The sequence below is a fragment of the Aneurinibacillus sp. Ricciae_BoGa-3 genome (assembly GCF_028421645.1).
In the GTDB taxonomy this organism is placed as follows: Bacteria; Bacillota; Bacilli; order Aneurinibacillales; family Aneurinibacillaceae; genus Aneurinibacillus_B.
The window spans coordinates 4,024,437-4,042,881 of sequence record NZ_CP116887.1; the positions used below are offsets into that span (position 1 = coordinate 4,024,437).

An 18,445-nucleotide genomic window follows, 5' to 3' on the forward strand; every position below is an offset into this window, starting at 1 on the left:
TATTATGACGTGTTATAATAAACCTAACACAATCGGGGGGATTGGAAGATGGAGGACACGTTAAAACAAATACTGCAGCAGCTAAACGTAATGGCGAAAGACATAAAAGACCTCAAGGGTGCTCAACACAATATCGAGGCTGCATTTAAGAGACCTCAAGTATGGCCAATCCAATATCGAGATAGAATTAAAAGAAATCAAAGAAGAATTGCACAGTATTAAGGAACAAACAGCAAGAAATAGTGAACTCGAATCACATGTAAATGTTTCGAGATTAGAAATAAACGATTAAAAAAGGAGTTCCAGTCTCTTAAGGGCTGAGAACTCCTTTTTCTATAGATTGCATTCTACTGACAATTATTCCGGTTCTACAGCAGTAGCTGTTGACTCGGTTGAATCGACACTGTTTTCTTGTGTTTGCTCAACTTGCTTACCGTTTACGAATTTCCATATTTCTTTCCAGGCTTCTTCACGCCCTATGCCGGTTTCAGACGAAAACATCAGCAGGGAGTCTTCTTTCGATAACTGAAGAGTTGTCCGTACTTCCTTTAGATGCTTCTGCCACTTTCCCCGCGGAATTTTATCCGCCTTGGTGGCCGCAACAATCACAGGTATATCATAATGCTTTAAATAATCATACATCCCCTGGTCATCGCGGGTCGGCGGGTGGCGAAGATCCACAACAAGAATCACAGCCTTCAGCGGTTCACGTTCCTGTAAATATTGGTCCATCATGGGACCCCATTTGGCCTTTTCGGTTTTGGAAACTTTGGCGTACCCATACCCCGGAAGGTCTACAAAAAATAGCTCGTTATTAATTAAGTAATAGTTCAATGTCTGGGTCTTCCCGGGTTTGGAAGAGGTACGGGCGAGATTTTTTCGGTTGATCATCTTATTAATAAAGGATGATTTTCCTACATTGGATCGCCCGGCAAGAGCGACTTCTGGAATATTGCCGGGCGGATACTGCTTGGGTGACACCGCGCTAATGACAAACTCAGCTTGCGTTACTTTCATTGGGAAGCCACCTTTAGGAGCGCGGTATCCAGCACCTGATCCAAATGTTCCACAGGAATAAATTTCAAATCAGCGCGAACACTTTCGGGAATATCTTCAATGTCTTTTTCGTTATCATGCGGGATGATAATCTTTTTCAGGCCTGCTCTGTGCGCCGCCAGCGCTTTTTCTTTCAAGCCGCCGATCGGGAGCACCCGGCCGCGCAACGTAATTTCGCCGGTCATGCCTACTTCGCGGGAGACAGGAATGCCGCTTAATGCAGAAACAAGCGCAGTTGCCATCGTAATTCCTGCAGATGGGCCATCTTTAGGAATGGCGCCTTCTGGAACGTGGATATGAATATCATTTTTCTCATGGAAATCCGGGTCAATTCCGAATTCACCTGCGCGGGAGCGAATATAGCTGAATGCCGCCTGAGCCGATTCCTTCATCACATCGCCGAGCTTTCCTGTCAGGGTCAGCTTGCCTTTGCCAGGAACTACGGAAACTTCAATGGTCAGCGTATCGCCACCTGCTTCCGTCCACGCAAGACCCGTCACCGCTCCTACCTGGTCTTCCGTTTCAGCCACACCAAATCGGAATTTAGGCTTACCCAGCATTTCTTCCAGTGTCTTTTCGGTAACGACTACCTTTTTCTTATCCCCTGAGACAATGCGGCGTGCAGCTTTCCGGCTGATCGTTTCCATCATGCGGTTGAGATTGCGTACACCCGCTTCACGGGTATACTGGCGCACAACTTTAAGAAGCGCTTTTTCCTGAACGCGAAGGCGGTCTTTATCCAGTCCATGCTCTTTCATTTGTTTTGGGAGAAGGTAATCCTGGCAGATGTGGAGCTTTTCAATCTCCGTATAGCCTGGGATATACAGCATTTCCATCCGGTCAAGCAATGGGCGGGGAATATTATGAACCGCATTGGCGGTCGTAATAAACATAACCGAAGAAAGATCATACGATTCTTCAATATAATGGTCGCTAAACGTATCGTTTTGATTGGGATCGAGCACTTCCAGAAGTGCGGCACCCGGATCTCCCCGAAAATCATTGGACATTTTATCGATCTCATCAAGCAGGAACACCGGATTGACAGTTCCAGCTGTTTTCATCCCCTGGATAATCCGGCCCGGCATCGCGCCTACATACGTCCGGCGGTGTCCGCGGATTTCAGCTTCATCCCTTACGCCGCCGAGCGATATGCGCACAAACTCCCGATTTAAAGCGCGGGCCACGGAACGGGCAAGCGAGGTTTTACCTACGCCTGGCGGTCCAACCAGACAGAGAATAGGTCCCTTGAGCTTATTGACCAGTTTCTGGACAGCAAGATACTCAAGAACACGCTCTTTTGCTTTCTCTAGTCCGTAATGGTCTTCGTCTAACACGCGCTCTGCATTATGAATATCGAGATTGTCCTCTGTGCGTTTGGTCCAGGGCAAGCTCAGCAGCCAATCGATATAGGTTCGAATAACGCTTCCTTCCGCGCTTGTGGAAGGCATCTTCTCAAGGCGTTCGATTTCCCGCTCGACTTTTTCCACAATATTGGGCGGAGCATCTGATTCAGCAAGCTTTCTGCGAAGTTCGTCCGCTTCGCCTGCGCGCCCTTCTTTATCGCCAAGTTCCTTTTGAATGGCTTTCATTTGTTCTCGCAGGTAGTATTCCTTCTGCGTCTTTTCCATTTGTTTCTTCACACGCTGGCCAATTTTACGCTCTAATTCAAGAACTTCGCGCTCGTTGTTCAGAATATCGAGCAACTTTTCCAAGCGCTGTTGTACCGGAACGGTTTCAAGTATATCCTGCTTGTCTCGGATTTTCAGTGGGAGGTGCGAAGTGATAATATCCGCGAGCCTGCCGGGCTGGTTAATGTCCGCAACAGCAGCAAATGTCTCCGGTACAATTTTTTTTGAAAGATTAATGTACTGCTCGAAGTTTGCAAGCACCGTGCGCATAAGCGCTTCTAGTTCCGGTCCTGCTCCCTGTTCATCTTCGAGGAAGGAGATTTGCACTTCAAAATACTCTTCTTCCTGCAGGAAATGTTCTATTTTTGCACGGGTCAATCCCTCGACTAGCACGCGGATTGTTCCGTTTGGCAGTTTAAGCATTTGCTTGACTTTTGCAACTGTACCGATTTCAAAAATCTGCTCTTTATCTGGTTCCTCAATGTTTACTTCTTCCTGTGTAGACAGAAGGATGAGGTTATCATCTACCATTGCTTTTTCAAGCGCTTTAACGGATTTCTGTCTTCCCACGTCAAGATGCAGTACCATTGTGGGAAAAACGAGCAGCCCCCGCAACGGAAGAAGAGGGATTTGTCTCTCTTTTTCATTCATTCCCATTTGTATACCTCCATGTCCCCTGTAGCCCTATATGAAATGGTTACCAGTACAAGGTTTTTCTTCATTTAATTTTAGCCTAACTGAACTTCCTTGTCTAATCCATCAACACAATCCAAAGCTTTTTACGCCTGGATAGAGGAAGGGGCCGGATTTAGTAATTCACTGGCTTTAATCAAGGTCTGCTCAAGCGGATTCATTTTTTCTTCCTTCACTAAAGCATGCTCCATCACTTCATCGATATGTGAAACGGCAATCACTTCAATGCCCTCAATCCCATTAAAAATATCCTGCCAGTTTTCTTGGGGGATGAGCACTTTTTTTACGCCGGAGCTTTTGGCAGCCTCTACTTTAGCTACCACGCCACCAATCGGTTTAACCGCGCCAGATAGGCCAATCTCTCCGGTCATCGCGACATAATTGTCGATTGGTATACTATGGATCGCAGAGTAAATCGCGGTGGCCATTGCAATTCCCGCTGACGGTCCATCTACAGGCCCACCTCCCGGAAAATTGACATGGAGATTGTAGTCTGAGGTCGGAATGCCTTTCAAGCGGAGCACAGTAAGCACATTATCAAGCGAACTGCGCGCCATGGATCTGCGTCGAAGCGTCCTGCCTCTTCCGCCGGTTTCTTCTTCCTCTACCACACCGGTAATAATGAAAGTTCCCGTTCCCTTTTCCGCTTTCGACGCGGTAACCTCAATCTCCAGCAGGGCTCCCATATTAGGGCCATATACAGCTAGACCGTTTACCAGGCCAACAAGGGATGTCCCTATCACTTTCTTATCCGGACGCGGAGACTTCTGGCTGCTGTTTACAACCCACTCAACATCCGCTTTGAGGATTTTGTTCCGTTCTTCTGTGATGGCGAGTCCGGCAGCAATCTGCACCATATTAACCGCTTCCCGGCCATTCGTTGCATAACGTGTTAAAAATTCAATCGCTCCATCTTCGATCGCCATCTTCATCTTCGAAACGGCAGTAGTGGCAATGCGAAATACCTCTTGCTGTGTCAAGGAACGGAAATAAATTTCCAGACAGCGGGACCTAAGCGCCGGCGGTAGTTCATCCGGTGTACGCGTAGTTGCACCTACCAACCGAAAATCCGCCGGGAGGCCATTTTGAAAAATATCATGGATATGCCGGGGAATTTGCTGGTTTTCCTCACTATAATAAGCGCTTTCCAGAAAAACTTTTCGATCCTCTAAAACTTTCAAAAGCTTATTTAACTGAATGGGATGCAGTTCACCAATCTCATCAATAAAAAGCATACCGCCATGCGCCTTCGTAACCGCACCAGGTTTAGGCTGGGGAATGCCCGCCTGTCCCATAGCACCTGCCCCCTGATAAATGGGGTCATGAACTGAACCGATTAACGGATCCGCGATTCCACGCTCATCGAAGCGGGCTGTAGTCGCATCAAGTTCAGTGAACTGCGCACTACTTTTGAAAGGTGAAGTCACACTCTTCTTAGCCTCTTCTAGTATCACGCGGGCCGCAGCTGTCTTTCCTACGCCGGGCGGACCGTAAATAATCACATGCTGGGGATTCGGTCCGCATAATGCCGCGCGCAGCGCGCGAATTCCGTCTTCCTGTCCTACGAGATCAGACAGCACAGCTGGCCGGGTTTTTTCTGAGAGCGGCTCACTTAATGATATCGAACGCATCTTTCTTAGCTGTTCCAACTCTTTTCGTGATTCCCGGTCAACTGTTGATCGACTGCTCCTCTGGTTTTTCAATAAATTCCAGAAGTACAGTCCAATTACCACCGCAAAAAATACTTGAACCAGTGTAAGTAAAAACGTCCAATTCATCTTATGTACCCCTCCTATAATAGAGGATGCATAACGAGCACCTCTTTTTGTCACTTAGGAAGTATTATTACCGAACGTAATCCTGAATAAACAAAAAGAGGAGACGCTAAGGGCGTCTCCTCTCAAGGGAACAATCTATGCGCTTTCCGGCTTGCTTACATCGATTAATTTACCATTATCGGTGTATAGTTCAGGACTTGATTTCTGTTTAACGGCTTCCTCTGTGATGATGCATTTCACAACATCTTTGCGGGATGGAAGTTCAAACATAATATCAAGCATGATGCTTTCAATGATGGAACGCAGGCCGCGTGCACCCGTATTGCGTTTAATCGCCTCTTTCGCAATCTCGTGAAGGGCTCCATCGGTAAATGAAAGTTCCGCATCATCCATTTCAAGCAGTTTTTGGTACTGTTTAACGAGGGCATTCTTAGGCTCCGTAAGAATACGCACCAGCGCCGCTTCATCCAGCGGTTCAAGTGTTGTAATAACAGGAAGACGGCCAACAAATTCCGGGATGAGGCCGAATTTAAGCAGGTCTTCCGGCAGCACCTTCTGCAAGTACTCGCCGGGTTTTAAATCGCGGCCAATCGCTTCTAAATCCGAACCAAATCCAATTACTTTTTTGCCGATGCGGCGTTTGATTAACTGTTCAATGCCATCGAAGGCACCGCCGACAATAAAGAGAATATTGGACGTATCAATTTGAATGAACTCCTGATGCGGATGTTTGCGCCCGCCCTGCGGCGGAACGCTGGCAACTGTTCCTTCCAGAATCTTGAGGAGGGCCTGCTGTACGCCTTCACCCGATACATCACGCGTAATCGAAGGATTCTCGGACTTACGCGCAACTTTGTCGATTTCATCAATGTAGATAATGCCTCGCTCAGCTTTTTCTACATCATAATCGGCAGCCTGGATAAGCTTTAACAGAATATTCTCTACGTCTTCCCCGACATAACCCGCTTCCGTTAAAGATGTAGCGTCGGCTATAGCAAAAGGTACATTCAAAATCCGGGCGAGTGTTTGGGCAAGCAGTGTTTTACCGCTGCCTGTAGGCCCCAGCATTAGAATATTGCTCTTCGCCAGCTCAACATCGTCAATTTTAGCACCCGTGTTGATGCGCTTATAGTGATTGTACACAGCAACAGAGAGCGACTTCTTAGCAGCATCCTGCCCAATCACATAATCATCAAGAAAGCTGCGGATTTCGTTTGGCTTTGGAATCTCTTTAAGATCAACCTCTTCTTCCGTGCCAAGCTCCTCTTCTACGATTTCCGTACACAGTTCAATGCACTCATCACAAATATATACACCGGGACCGGCCACAAGTTTACGGACCTGATCCTGGGATTTGCCACAGAAGGAACATTTCAGCTGGCCTTTTTCATCGTTAAATTTAAACATGAAATCACCCCTTACTTTTGGTCATTACGGGTGATGACTTCGTCAATTAACCCGTATTCTTTTGCTTCAAGGGCACTCATAAAATTATCACGGTCCGTGTCACGCTCAATGCGCTCAATAGGCTGCCCCGTACGCTCCGCATAGATCCTGTTCAAAGTTTGCTTTGTTCTGAGTATCCACTCAGCATGGATTTTAATATCTGCTGCTTGGCCTCTCACCCCACCTAAAGGCTGGTGAATCATCACTTCACTGTGCGGAAGCGCATAACGTTTTCCCTTGGCACCAGCCATCAGCAGGAATGATCCCATACTGGCAGCCATACCTATGCAGATAGTGGAAACATCCGGCTTAATAAATTGCATCGTATCATAAATCGCCATGCCGGCCGTGACAGACCCGCCGGGAGAATTTATGTATAGGCTGATATCCTTTTCAGAATCCTCTGCTGCTAAAAAGAGGAGCTGGGCCACAACGGCGTTCGCAACATTGTCGTCAATTTCGGATCCCAGTAAAATAATACGATCTTTTAACAGACGGGAATAAATATCATATGCGCGTTCTCCCCTGTTAGTTGTTTCAACAACATAAGGTATAACAGACATTCATAAACCTCCCTTTTCTCGGTTGAAAAACAAGGCACGAACAAATCTTCGTGCCTTACTTCACCGTTTCATTATGAAATGCTTACTTGCTGTTCTCAACAAGCAGATCGATTGTTTTGCGGATACGGATATCGTTCTGCAGTGTTTCCAGGTTGCCCTGCGCTTCAAAAATGCGGCGCAGTTCTTCAACCGGACGATTGTACTGCTCAGCAAGCTGGCTTAACTCTTCATTCACTTCTTCATCCGTTACTTCAATACCAGCATCCTTGCCGATAGCTTCGAGTGTAAGTGTAGTGCGAACGCGTTTTTCAGCGTCAGCCTGGAACTGCTCACGAAGTTTTTCTTCATCCAGACCCGTAAACTGGTAGTACAGATCAAGGTTCATCCCCTGGTACTGAAGGCGCTGAGAGAAATCATCAACCATGTGATTAACTTCATGTTCGACCATAACTTCGGGAATGTCAATAGTCGCGTTTGCTGTCGCCTGTTCAATAAGCGCTTCTTTCTTATAATTCTCAGCGTCAGTCTTTGCTTTCTCTTCAAGCTTCGCTTTAATGTCAGCTTTGAGCTCATCAAGTGTATCAAATTCGCTAACATCTTTCGCGAATTCATCGTCAAGCTCAGGAAGGTTTTTCCGCTTAATTTCGTTGATTTTTACCTTAAATACGGCCGGCTTTCCTGCGAGTTCAGCAGCGTGATATTCTTCAGGGAATGTCACGTTAACCTCTAACTCTTCACCTTTTTTCTTCCCAAGAAGCTGCTCTTCAAAACCTGGGATGAAGGTGCCAGATCCGATTTCCAGCTGATAGTTCTCAGCTTGGCCGCCTTCAAAAGTTTCACCATTCACGGATCCTTCAAAATCGATGATTGCGAAGTCGCCGTTTTCGATAGCGCCGTCTTCTTCTACTACTAATTCAGCGTTGCGATCCTGCATCGTTTTCAGTTCTTCCTGAATCGATTCATCCGTTACAGAGAAATCCTTAGGTTCAACCGTTAATCCTTTGTACTCGCCAAGCTTCACTTCAGGTTTAACCGTTACAGTTGCTTTGAAGACAAGTGGTTGTCCTTTTTCAATGTTCTCAACATCTACTTCCGGACGATCAACGGGATCAATGCCTGTTTGGTTGACAGCTTCAGAATAGGCCTCTGGAAGAAGGATATCCAGTGCATCCTGATACAGAGATTCGACACCAAAACGAGCTTCGAAAATTTTGCGAGGCACTCTGCCTTTGCGGAAACCAGGAAGATTCACTTGCTTTACTACTTTTGTAAAAGCCTGATCAATAGCTTTGTCTACTTTACCTTCTTCTACTTCAACGGTAAGAACTCCTTGATTATTTTCTAACTTTTCCCAAGTTGCCTTCATTTTATGCTTTCCCCTCCTAAGAATTTGACGATGTCCAATATGAATTTATGGATTCCTGCTTCGCCGATTCCGAACTTACAGTTTCCACAGGTTGGTTTCCCGTTCGTCAACGGTACACGATCGGATATGTATGAAAACGCAGCATCTTACAATAACGTGAGAGAAGATGCTACCAAACTATTGCTACCGATCTTTACATTTGGCTTTACATGCTTTGTAAAAGGCAATCATACATCCGTAGTTAAAAATGGGCATACTTTAAGTACCTTTATAGCCATTATATTATATCATAACCAAACTCCATTTCAACTCATGAGAAAAATGAAAATTTGCCCTTTTACGGCGTTCTCATTTCGAACTCCAAAATATCATTTAAATGCCTGTAATTGCGGCTGAGTGAAGAAATGCCCACTTCATAAATAGAAGCGATTTCTTTCCGGGAAGCTTTTATGTACAGAAGCCTTGCCGTAGCATAGTGCAGAGCCGCAGCCCACGCCGCAGCATTCTTGACCGGGGGATGAAGCGGAAAAATCGAAAAAAGATACTCCATCCACAGCTGGATAGCAAATGGCGGAAAAGAAGCATCGTAGTTTCCACCGATCCGGCTTACCATTTCAATCACGCGTTGTTCATTTTCAGGAAATTCTTTATCATGTAGCGGTACATCTTCAATATTGGTTTCGTAAATCTTGCTAAATTTATGTATAAACACCAGACCCTTTTCACCCATGTCTTTTAATGCCCGAACAGCGAATGTTTTGAGCAGCGGGTCAGGGTCCACTAGCAGAAGATATTCCTTCAGCACAGATACCGTTTCCTGCGTATGTATGTATTTCATCTGTTCAATGGCGCTCAGCTGCTCTTCGAAAGAGCCGGAATCTAACTGGCTGTACAGATGGGATGCGTAATTGGGGTCTTTCTCTATCTTATCCAATACACTCTCGCGCGATAACTCGATGTCTCCTTCATCTGCCGAGTCACGCAGCATATCACAGGCTTCTTTAATCTCCAGCAAATCCTGTGTGATTTCCACACCGGCTTCCTCCTGCGCCTCAGCCAGTACACGGCTTACAGTCGCGAAATCTTCCATCTGAATCAAACTGGACAGATAAAGCCTAACGACGGCTGTTCTGTCTCCCAATCCTTGTGTCCACATCCTGCAGGCAATTTCGCAAGCCTCTACAAAACGCTTGGCCTCATAGAGAGTAAGCGCCACTGCGAACAGGGCGGTTGGATGGTCAGGATCAAAGCGCAAAATTTGTTTCAAAAAATCCAGTGCCTGGTTAAACTCCCCGCTTCCCCGCGCCAGGAAAGCTTTTTCCAAATAGCCATCAATCACGGTCGGGAGCAGCACCACCTTGCTCCCGTGTTTTTTTTCCATAACGAACCTCCCTTCTGCCTCATGTGCGAAAATAGGCTGCAAAATTTATCTATACCGCTCCTGAAGAATCGCATGAAGCTTGCGCATGGCGTTCCCCCGGTGGCTAATCGCATTTTTCTCTTCAGGCTCCAGCTCAGCCATCGTTCTTTCCTGTTCAGGCAGGAAAAAGTACGGATCATAGCCGAATCCGTTGCTGCCGGCTGGAAGGAGTACGATTTCTCCTTCACACGTTCCCCGGGCCACAAGCGTCTCGCCGTCAGGAATTGCCAGCGCAAGTACAGAAACAAACCTTGCTGCCCGCTCTCCCGCGGGAATATCCCGCATCAGAGCGACCAGTTTGGCGTTGTTCGCCTGGTCATCTCCATGCTCACCGGCAAACCGGGCGGAGTATACACCAGGTTTGCCTTCCAGGGCATCTACTTCTAAACCTGAATCATCTGCAAGCGCGGGAATGCCGGTCTCACGGCAGATGGTCTCTGCCTTTTTGACTGCGTTCGCTTCGAATGTTTCGCCGTCCTCGACAACCTCGGGCAGACCCGGAAAGTCTTCCACCGTCTTCACTTCCACCTGATATGCGTCAAACATTTGCGAGAATTCACGCACTTTACCCTTGTTACGCGTGGCAAACACAATTTGTTTCCAGGGAAACAACGAGATATCCACTCTACATCATGTCCTCCTTTCTTTTTCTCACTTGAACAGCAAGCTCGCCCAGCGCTTCCTGCTGCAGTTCGATCAATTCATGAATTCCTTTATTGGCAAGCTGCAGCAGCCCGCTTAATTCTTCTGCACTGAAGGGCGATTCTTCGCCGGTTCCCTGTAATTCCACATATTTACCGTTTCCGGTCATCACGACATTCATATCCACCTTTGCCCGGGAATCTTCCTCATAGCAGAGGTCAAGGCGCAGTTCTTCATCTACGACGCCAACGCTTGTGGCAGCCAGAAAATCGGTTACAGGAATCTTAGGCAGTGGCTTGCTCTCCATTAACTTACCCATTGCAGCCAACATTGCTACATATCCACCTGTTATCGAAGCCGTTCTTGTCCCACCATCGGCTTGAATAACATCACAATCAATCCAGATCGTTCGTTCACCCAGTGCTTGAAGATCAACGACCGAACGAAGGGCCCTGCCGATTAACCGCTGGATCTCCATCGTCCTGCCCCCAATCTTACCCCGGCTTGATTCACGCACATTCCGGGTCTGGGTTGCCCTTGGAAGCATTGAGTACTCAGCTGTCACCCAGCCTTTTCCCTGGCCCCGCATAAAAGGCGGAACCTTTTCTTCTACAGTCGCGGTACAAATAACCCGGGTATCGCCCACCTCAATTAATAATGAACCTTCGGCATGCTTGATATAGTTCATGTTAATTTTAACGGGCCGAATCTGGTTATTCTCCCGGTTATCGATTCTCATACTTAAGCACCTCCACGACTTTATCTGGCTTATTATAGCACATCACTGGCAGAAAAATGCAATTGCTTGCCAACCCTAATTGGCAATCAGAAGGAAAGAAAAAAAGGTGAGAAACTCACCTCTTTGATTTAATAAGCCCGGGTATTATAGACGGCAGGTTTTGAAACAGGTTTTGAATAATCCATGTTTCCTGCTTTGAGTTTGCTTTTTCCATCTACCATGATTTGTACCTTCTTGGCGCCAGTATTTTCTGTTAAGGAAAGGACAATAGCTGTCATAGCATCCGGGTTTGCCTCACCCTGATTATAAGCGATAAGTTGTTTGTCGAAGTCCGCAACGACTACATTGTTCTTCTCTTTCACGCTGAGGACACCAACTGATGGCAGAATAGAAGATACGAGGGTAGATCCCTGGCGCGGCCCCCGCACCAATTCTTTTACAACCGTTTCAGCCTTGGTTCCCTTCTCCGTTACGAGTCTTGTAACAGGCACGAAGTAGGTTTTATCATTCGGCAACTGGCCTTCAAAATAAAGGGTAACCGGGGTTGTCTGCCCGATCTTCACATTATCTGCAAGTTCCAGATTAATTCCATTTTTACGGCTCAAATGAGAGATAGGTGTTCCTTTGACAGGCATTACTTCTTGATCATGGCCGTTAATCCGAATGTTTACTTCTTTTACAGAATCGAACTCCGTGAGCGTCCATGTTATTGCATCAATTATTTTTTGTTCGTCCTCCGCTTTATAATTTTTAAATTCCGGAGAAAAATCGACCGTTGCCACGCCATTCTTGATGGTCATTCCAATTATCTTGGTACCCTGCGGAAGGACAGCATGCAACCCTTTAGGAAGCATTTTTTCCCCCTGGCTTCCTTTTACCATATAGCTGAGTACCTGCTTGGCCATTCCCTGTGTTTTGGGAAACTCCATTTCCCAGGGTACCACATAACCGTCTGTGTCGACTACATAGAGCTTTTGTATCATTGTTTTGGCCTCTGCTTTAGCTGTTTTGCCGGATACGTCTGTCAGAGGCTGGCCATTCGCCGTTACCTTTTCACTTCCCGCGGGCTGGGAGTCCAACTTCGGCGGATCAATTTGTTGCGTGCTTGACACATCGTTTGGGCCGAACATGCTGCAGCCGCTTAATACTAAAAGGCCTATGAGTGCTCCGGTAATCATTATTTTTTGTGACATGCGTATTCCTCCTCAGTCTCTGGTTTGTACTATGTATACGAGCCTGATTTGGAATTATACATACTTTGTCCGAAGGCCCCCTTTTATTCCAGCGAAACCCGTTCAGCTGCCACTTCAACACCGAGCCATTGCTGCGCAATCTCGGAAAATAACTCGCGATCCCCACTCGTATAAAAATGGTGCGTCGTATCCACCACATCTCCCCCGTTAGCGAGCAGATTGCGGTAAGCAAGAACGACACTAAGTTCACGGGCGGCTTCTTCTGCGGAACTGATTAACCGAACATCTGGACCGACTGTTTCCTGGATAAAATGCGAGATGAGCGGATAATGCGTACAGCCCAGAATGAGCGTATCAAATTCTTCTCCGGCAAGCGGAGCGAGCGCTTCACGTACAATTTCAGCGCCACCCGGGTCATGCGATCGGCCGCTTTCTACAAGTGGAACCAGAGTGGGGCACGCAAGGCTAACGACGTTTGCCTTTGGATTTAACCGTTTTAACGCTTTTTCGTATGCACCGCTGGCTATCGTTCCCTTCGTTCCGATAACCGCAATTTTCCCCGTCTTCGTCTCTTTTAAAGCGGTTCTTGCCCCCGGATCAATAACACCCACAACCGGAATCTCAAGTTTCTCACTCACCTCGGCAAGAACAACGGCGGCTGCTGTATTACAGCCAATGACCAGTGCTTTTATAGATTTCAGCAGAAGAAAATCGATCATCTGCAGGGAAAATTCCCGAATTTCTTGATATGGCCGCGGTCCATACGGACACCTGGCCGTATCCCCAAAATATACAATATCTTCTCTGGGCAGCTGGCGGATGACTTCCTTTGCAACGGTTAATCCGCCTACCCCCGAATCGATAATGCCTATACCTTGTTTCATTATTTCGCTTCCTTTTGCCTTCTAGTTTAAACGCGCACACACTTTATGATATTGCGTGTTTCCCTACTGAATTGCAAGATGCTATTTTCACAAGCTTAGCTCATGAGCTTGGCCGTTTGAGCTTACCCTGGCTGTGGTAATGGTTACTATGTTTTAACTACCTTATAAAGGAGGGAATGCCGGGATGGCCAGTAAAGTAGTAAAAGGGCTGGCAATAGGTGTTGTAGTCGCGACGCTTCCAGTCCTTTTTACAAAGGCGAACCAGATGAGAGCGAGAAGAATGCCTGATGCATTTGAGGCAATTGAACGAGTCTATCATTCGCGCTTTGGCGATATCCATTATATACGCAAAGGAGCAGGTGATTCGCTGGTATTTATCCATGGGCTGGAGCCAGGAACATCTTCTTACGAATGGCGCGCAAACTTTGCTCCGTTAACCGAACATTTCCGGGTTTTTAATCTCGATTTACTTGGCTATGGGAATTCAGAAAAGCCAGCTTTATCGTATACAACCGACTTATTCAGCGATATGCTAATTGGTTTTATCGAGGATGTAGTCAAGGACTATGCAAACGTGGTAGTCAGCCCGGCCAGCATCCCGTTTGTTTTACAGGCGCTTGAAAAAAAGCCAGTGCTTTTCCAAAAAGTCTGCTTAATCAGCCCGCTCATGGACAAGCATGCAGGAGAAAGGCTGCCTTTTACAGGAAAGTTATCGGAAAAGATTTTAAATCTGCCGGTAATCGGTAATACGATGTACCATCTGTCCACCCAGAAGCCTGCTTTGAAAAAACAGCTGCAGAGTAAGTATCATCGGGATATTGTAAACCGCGAGATGCAGGACCGCGCCTTCCATTCAAGCTTAAGCGGCGGACCAAATGCCTATAAAGCGCCTATGGCATACAGATCCGGCAAACTAAAGGAGAATTACGAATCAATTCTTCATTCTATTCAGCACCCGCTGTTGCTGGTTACTGGCGAATACAGTTCTGTCCCAGCTAACAGATATAAGGACTTTTCATTCGCAGATCGCCAATCACAGGCAATAACGTTAGAAAAATGCGGCTCTCACCCGCACGAAGAGTGCCCGGGTGAATTTAACAGCTGGCTTGTTCAGGAATTTTCCGGTTTGCGTGACTTGCATGTTAAAGACATATCAAGTGGAATGCACGCAAGGGCCTAATGGCAGGCTAACCATACAGAAGACTTCCGGGCTCGCCCGGGAGTCTTTTCCGACTATTAGAAAACTTGGCTAGCGCTGAGCCGCAGGCGAAAGCGATAGCCTTAGTTGCACTTATGTGGATAGGAAAATATATTCTTTCCTATCCACTAAAAAAAGCCGGTCAGGCCGGCTTTTTACCCTCGGGTATTTTTAAATGCGTTAACCCAATCCAAGAGCTGCGCGATATACTTGCCAACGAGCGGCATCGAAACAAATAAACTTAATACATACACGACAAGCGCGATGATAAGCGCGGTGCCGATTGTAAGGCCAACACCACGAGATACACCAGCCAGTATGTTTATCCAAATCACCCTCTTCGGGTTCTGGTAGTTCTCGATGAAGTCGGTGATCCTGGATTTTTCTGTCCGGGCTGAAAGCCAGTTTAACCGCTCTTTATACCTGCTTTCCACGTGCGGTGAATCCGAGGAGGACGGGGAAGACGGAGCCCCAGCGCTAACTTTAGACTTTGGCATGCTGGCGCCCCCTTCCCTCAGATGTATACTTGGATTTTATATCGTTAAAGCCTTTATAGACGCTGAACCCTGCCGTGAGTATTTCTAACACTTGATCAGCCCAGCGGGGCGGAACAGACACTTTATCCTGAACATGGTTTGATAACGAGGTCACACCCTGTCCAATCGAATCCACCGCTTCAAATGTGCTGTCAAGCTTGTCCATTTTAAATGTTAAATCTTTTGATATCGAATTCAGGTCCTCAAGGGATACGTCCACCCGGGCGATAATCTGGTCGACATTCATCTGAAGGTGGGCGATAGTTGTATCGGTCTGCTTGATCAGGTCATTTAGATTGCGGAAGAATAAAACGAGCATCACCGCAATTGCCGCTATAGCAAATGCAACGACAATGACACCCATAATAATAGCTGTCTGCATCTACGATCCCTCCTTGTAAGGTGTTTGGTTTTCCTTACCCGTGTTTTTTCATGCATAAACTATGATAAAATAGAGAGGAATGGATTTCTCTCCACACAGGGATTTTATGGTACGATTGAGGTACACTTTATGAAATGTGTAAGATGGGAGTGCGAATATGTTTAGGAAGACGGCTCAAAAATTCATTGAAGAAAACAGCAGCAGTATTGGAGAGAAGTGGCTGCGCAATGTATCTGATTCTTCATCTAATAACAGAACCCTTGAGCTATTCATTCAAAATATGATACAAGGTGGTTTTCTTGATCATCTTTCCGGGTTCTTTTCAGAAGAAATTGAAATCCAGCAGGAAGCTGCTGTTAGCATAGAGAAACTATTCCATAAATATGTTCCCCTCTGTACCGAAGCGGATGTACCTATAGGAGAAGTCATACAAAGCTTTTACTTTATTCGGGATGTTATTATTAAAATTGATGGGGTAACAGAAGATGTGGCCCTTCTTTTATCACTTATAAAAGAAGTCGATCGTTTCTTTTTTAATTTTAATGGTTTGATTCATGATATCTACGCTTTATCCTGGAAAGCGAAACTGCTTGCACACCGTTCTGAAATTCTGGAACTGTCTGCCCCTCTCATTCCGGTGCTTGAGGATATCGCCGTTATGCCGATTGTCGGAACAATTGACACGGATAGAGCGCAGTATATCACAGAGAATCTATTATACGGTGCAATCAAAAATGAAAGTAAGGTTGTACTCATCGATATTACAGGCGTGGCCGTTGTAAATACCATGGTTGCCCAGTATATTCTAAAAGCTGCCGAAGCTATTCACTTAATCGGTGCTGAATGCATTGTTGTGGGGATTCGACCGGAAATAGCACAGACAATGATCAGTCTTGGCATAGAATTAGACAGTTTGCAAACACTGAGTTCTTTGAGCCAGGGTCTGCGGCAAGCATTATCCATGACCGGGAAAAAAATTACGGACATTGAGGGAGGAAAAATTAAATGAGGATCCCCATACTCAAACTTGGCAATTATCTGTTGGTTTCCATACAAGTGGAACTTGATGATAACACAGCTGTTCAATTTCAACAGGATTTACTAGGAATGATCCATAAAACCGGATCCAAAGGCGTTGTAATCGATTTGACATCGGTACAAATGATCGACAGCTATATTGCAAGAGTGCTTGGCGACGTAGTAAAAATGGCTGAACTGCTTGGCAGTGAAGTTGTATTTACAGGCATACAGCCAGCGGTCAGCATTACCCTTATCGACCTTGGCATTACTTTCCGTAATGTAAAAACAGCCATGAATTTAGAACAAGGATTGGAAAAACTGCAGCAATTATTGGAGGGATAATGGTGGACAACAACCCTAACATAACCGTTTATAACGAGTGGGATATCGTTGTTGCCCGACAAACGGGGCGGGACCTCGCCAAATCCCTCGGATTCGGAGAAGTAGACCAAGCGCGGATAACGACCGCTATATCCGAATTGGCTCGTAATATATATTTATACGCTAAAAAAGGCGAGATTGAGTTATCTTCGGTTTACGAGGATGACAAAGTTGGCATTCGCATTATGTCGCGGGATGAAGGACCTGGCATTAAAGATGTAGTCCGGGCCCTTGAAGATGGCTATTCTACTTCCGGCGGACTGGGGGCAGGCCTTCCCGGCGTAAAGCGTTTGATGGATGTTTTCAGCATTGAGAGCGCTGAAGGGAAAGGAACAACAGTCAACGCGATAAAGTGGAAAATGCTCTAGGGAGGAGGCGCTTTATTGAAACAAGTCATGGAGTATTACGAAAAAATTATGCTTCATTTTCTACAAAACCAGGGGGAACACCAGCTTTATGCTGGCCAGCAGCTAAGTAAGCAGCTTATTGAGAAGGATGTTTCACCCGAAGAAATTTTATCTATACATTTAACCGCGATGAAGAAGAACGGCTTCACCCTCTCTTCCGACTGGGAAAAGTCTTTCCAATTTCTTTTAGAAATCATGGTTTCCTTTGGTATGGCCTACCAGGAACGGCAGAGCCTTCGGATCAAGAAAAAACAGTTTGAAAGCGAAATCAACGTAGCGATTTCGATGCAAAAAAACCTATACCCAAGCAATTTTAACCACAATTTTCACGACATTGACCTTGGATTTATCAGTACGCCGGCTCGGGAGATGTCCGGTGATTTTTATTATTTTATTAATCATGACCGCGATCGCCTTGGTGTACTCATCGCGGATATAGTCGGAAAAGGCATCCCGGCTGCTTTATGTATGTCGATGATCAAATATGCAATGGATACGCTGGAAAGAGATGCGAAACCAGCGAACCTTATTCTGGATCACCTTAACAGGCTAATGATAAAAAATGCTGATCCCAGCTTATTTGTCACAATGTTCTATACGATTTATGACCCTCTCACCTCGATACTCTCCTATTCATCGGCCGGCCACGAACCCGCGCTTTATTATGACAGCCGGGCGGATAAGTTCTCTGACCTTAACACAAAAGGTCTCATCCTTGGGGTCGATTCTCAGGTTGAGTACAAAGAGAAAAGCCTGCAGTTGCATCCAGGAGATTATGTCATTCTTTACACAGATGGTGTCACCGAGTTTAGGCGGTCCGATATGCCTGACGACAACCATATCCTGCGTGAAGCGCTGAGCACAGTTGATAAGACGATGACATCCCAGGAAATTGTAGAAAAAATATATCAGTATATCATCAATAAAAAAGATTATCAGCTGGATGATGACCATACCATTGTCATGATCAGGAAAACATAGCATCCTGGATAAAATTAACTTTTCTTATCTTCGTTTAACCGGTTAGATAGCGTGGTAAAGTAATATTATTATTCTGTACATAAGATAACATTCCAGACAGGGATTATACTCGGCTGACCACAAGCCTTT

General features: G+C 46.0%; 19 protein-coding genes. 6 read left to right on the forward strand and 13 right to left on the reverse strand.

Annotated features, from left to right (window positions below):
* The first annotated feature begins 48 nt into the window (after positions 1-48).
* On the forward strand, positions 49-222 hold the full coding sequence (locus PP175_RS20440) for a hypothetical protein (RefSeq protein WP_272440073.1): 174 nt from the start codon (positions 49-51) through the stop codon (positions 220-222).
* A gap of 135 nt (positions 223-357) precedes the next feature.
* On the opposite strand, the gene yihA is transcribed toward PP175_RS20440, so the two are convergent.
* The 11 genes from yihA to racE all read right to left on the reverse strand — a co-directional run bounded on the left by yihA (position 358) and on the right by racE (position 13,411).
* Positions 358-1,017, reverse strand: a complete 660-nt coding sequence (gene yihA, locus PP175_RS20445; protein WP_272440074.1) for a ribosome biogenesis GTP-binding protein YihA/YsxC — start codon at positions 1,015-1,017, stop codon at positions 358-360.
* The gene (lon, locus tag PP175_RS20450; RefSeq protein WP_272440075.1) at positions 1,014-3,344 is read right to left on the reverse strand and encodes an endopeptidase La; all 2,331 of its coding nucleotides are present in this window, start codon (positions 3,342-3,344) and stop codon (positions 1,014-1,016) included. The genes yihA and lon overlap by 4 nt, the downstream gene beginning before the upstream one ends.
* A gap of 122 nt (positions 3,345-3,466) precedes the next feature.
* The gene (gene lonB, locus PP175_RS20455) at positions 3,467-5,158 is read right to left on the reverse strand and encodes an ATP-dependent protease LonB (RefSeq protein ID WP_272440076.1); all 1,692 of its coding nucleotides are present in this window, start codon (positions 5,156-5,158) and stop codon (positions 3,467-3,469) included.
* Between the two features lie 135 nt (positions 5,159-5,293).
* Positions 5,294-6,565: an ATP-dependent Clp protease ATP-binding subunit ClpX gene (clpX, locus tag PP175_RS20460; RefSeq protein ID WP_272440077.1), complete on the reverse strand. Its 1,272-nt coding sequence runs from the start codon at positions 6,563-6,565 to the stop codon at positions 5,294-5,296.
* Positions 6,566-6,576: 11 nt separating this feature from the next.
* Positions 6,577-7,167, reverse strand: a complete 591-nt coding sequence (clpP, locus tag PP175_RS20465; protein WP_272440078.1) for an ATP-dependent Clp endopeptidase proteolytic subunit ClpP — start codon at positions 7,165-7,167, stop codon at positions 6,577-6,579.
* 82 nt (positions 7,168-7,249) lie between these two features.
* Entirely contained in the window at positions 7,250-8,533 is a 1,284-nt protein-coding gene (gene tig / locus PP175_RS20470) for a trigger factor (RefSeq protein WP_272440079.1), read from the reverse strand.
* Between the two features lie 337 nt (positions 8,534-8,870).
* Positions 8,871-9,914 (reverse strand): tetratricopeptide repeat protein, encoded by a 1,044-nt coding sequence (locus PP175_RS20475; RefSeq protein WP_272440080.1) that lies wholly within the window; start codon positions 9,912-9,914, stop codon positions 8,871-8,873.
* A gap of 45 nt (positions 9,915-9,959) precedes the next feature.
* Entirely contained in the window at positions 9,960-10,571 is a 612-nt protein-coding gene (locus PP175_RS20480; RefSeq protein ID WP_272443337.1) for an XTP/dITP diphosphatase, read from the reverse strand.
* A gap of 7 nt (positions 10,572-10,578) precedes the next feature.
* Entirely contained in the window at positions 10,579-11,334 is a 756-nt protein-coding gene (rph, locus tag PP175_RS20485) for a ribonuclease PH (RefSeq protein ID WP_272440081.1), read from the reverse strand.
* A 128-nt stretch (positions 11,335-11,462) separates the two neighbouring features.
* Positions 11,463-12,527, reverse strand: a complete 1,065-nt coding sequence (locus tag PP175_RS20490) for a GerMN domain-containing protein (RefSeq protein ID WP_272440082.1) — start codon at positions 12,525-12,527, stop codon at positions 11,463-11,465.
* Between the two features lie 83 nt (positions 12,528-12,610).
* Positions 12,611-13,411: a glutamate racemase gene (racE, locus tag PP175_RS20495; RefSeq protein ID WP_272440083.1), complete on the reverse strand. Its 801-nt coding sequence runs from the start codon at positions 13,409-13,411 to the stop codon at positions 12,611-12,613.
* 184 nt (positions 13,412-13,595) lie between these two features.
* On the opposite strand from racE, the gene PP175_RS20500 reads away from it, so the two are divergent.
* Positions 13,596-14,591, forward strand: coding sequence for an alpha/beta fold hydrolase (locus PP175_RS20500; protein WP_272440084.1), 996 nt, complete (start codon positions 13,596-13,598; stop codon positions 14,589-14,591).
* A 173-nt stretch (positions 14,592-14,764) separates the two neighbouring features.
* Here PP175_RS20500 and PP175_RS20505 read toward each other — a convergent pair whose 3' ends face one another.
* Together PP175_RS20505 and PP175_RS20510 are read right to left on the reverse strand one after the other, a co-directional pair.
* Positions 14,765-15,106 (reverse strand): DUF5665 domain-containing protein, encoded by a 342-nt coding sequence (locus PP175_RS20505; RefSeq protein ID WP_272440085.1) that lies wholly within the window; start codon positions 15,104-15,106, stop codon positions 14,765-14,767.
* Positions 15,093-15,527 (reverse strand): DUF948 domain-containing protein, encoded by a 435-nt coding sequence (locus PP175_RS20510; RefSeq protein ID WP_272440086.1) that lies wholly within the window; start codon positions 15,525-15,527, stop codon positions 15,093-15,095. The genes PP175_RS20505 and PP175_RS20510 overlap by 14 nt, the downstream gene beginning before the upstream one ends.
* Positions 15,528-15,684: 157 nt before the next feature.
* On the opposite strand from PP175_RS20510, the gene PP175_RS20515 reads away from it, so the two are divergent.
* Genes PP175_RS20515 through PP175_RS20530 form a run of 4 tightly spaced genes read left to right on the forward strand, consistent with a single transcriptional unit; the run spans position 15,685 to position 18,316 of the window.
* Positions 15,685-16,536 carry an STAS domain-containing protein gene (locus PP175_RS20515; protein WP_272440087.1) on the forward strand — a complete coding sequence of 284 codons (852 nt, stop codon included), beginning with the start codon at positions 15,685-15,687 and terminating at the stop codon, positions 16,534-16,536.
* Positions 16,533-16,889 (forward strand): STAS domain-containing protein, encoded by a 357-nt coding sequence (locus tag PP175_RS20520; RefSeq protein ID WP_272440088.1) that lies wholly within the window; start codon positions 16,533-16,535, stop codon positions 16,887-16,889. Before PP175_RS20515 ends, PP175_RS20520 begins: the two co-directional genes overlap by 4 nt.
* Positions 16,889-17,296, forward strand: coding sequence for an anti-sigma regulatory factor (locus PP175_RS20525; RefSeq protein WP_272440089.1), 408 nt, complete (start codon positions 16,889-16,891; stop codon positions 17,294-17,296). Before PP175_RS20520 ends, PP175_RS20525 begins: the two co-directional genes overlap by 1 nt.
* Before the next feature lie 15 nt (positions 17,297-17,311).
* A complete protein-coding gene (locus PP175_RS20530) occupies positions 17,312-18,316 on the forward strand; it encodes a PP2C family protein-serine/threonine phosphatase (protein ID WP_272440090.1) in 1,005 nt (334 codons plus the stop codon).
* Positions 18,317-18,445 lie beyond the last annotated feature (129 nt).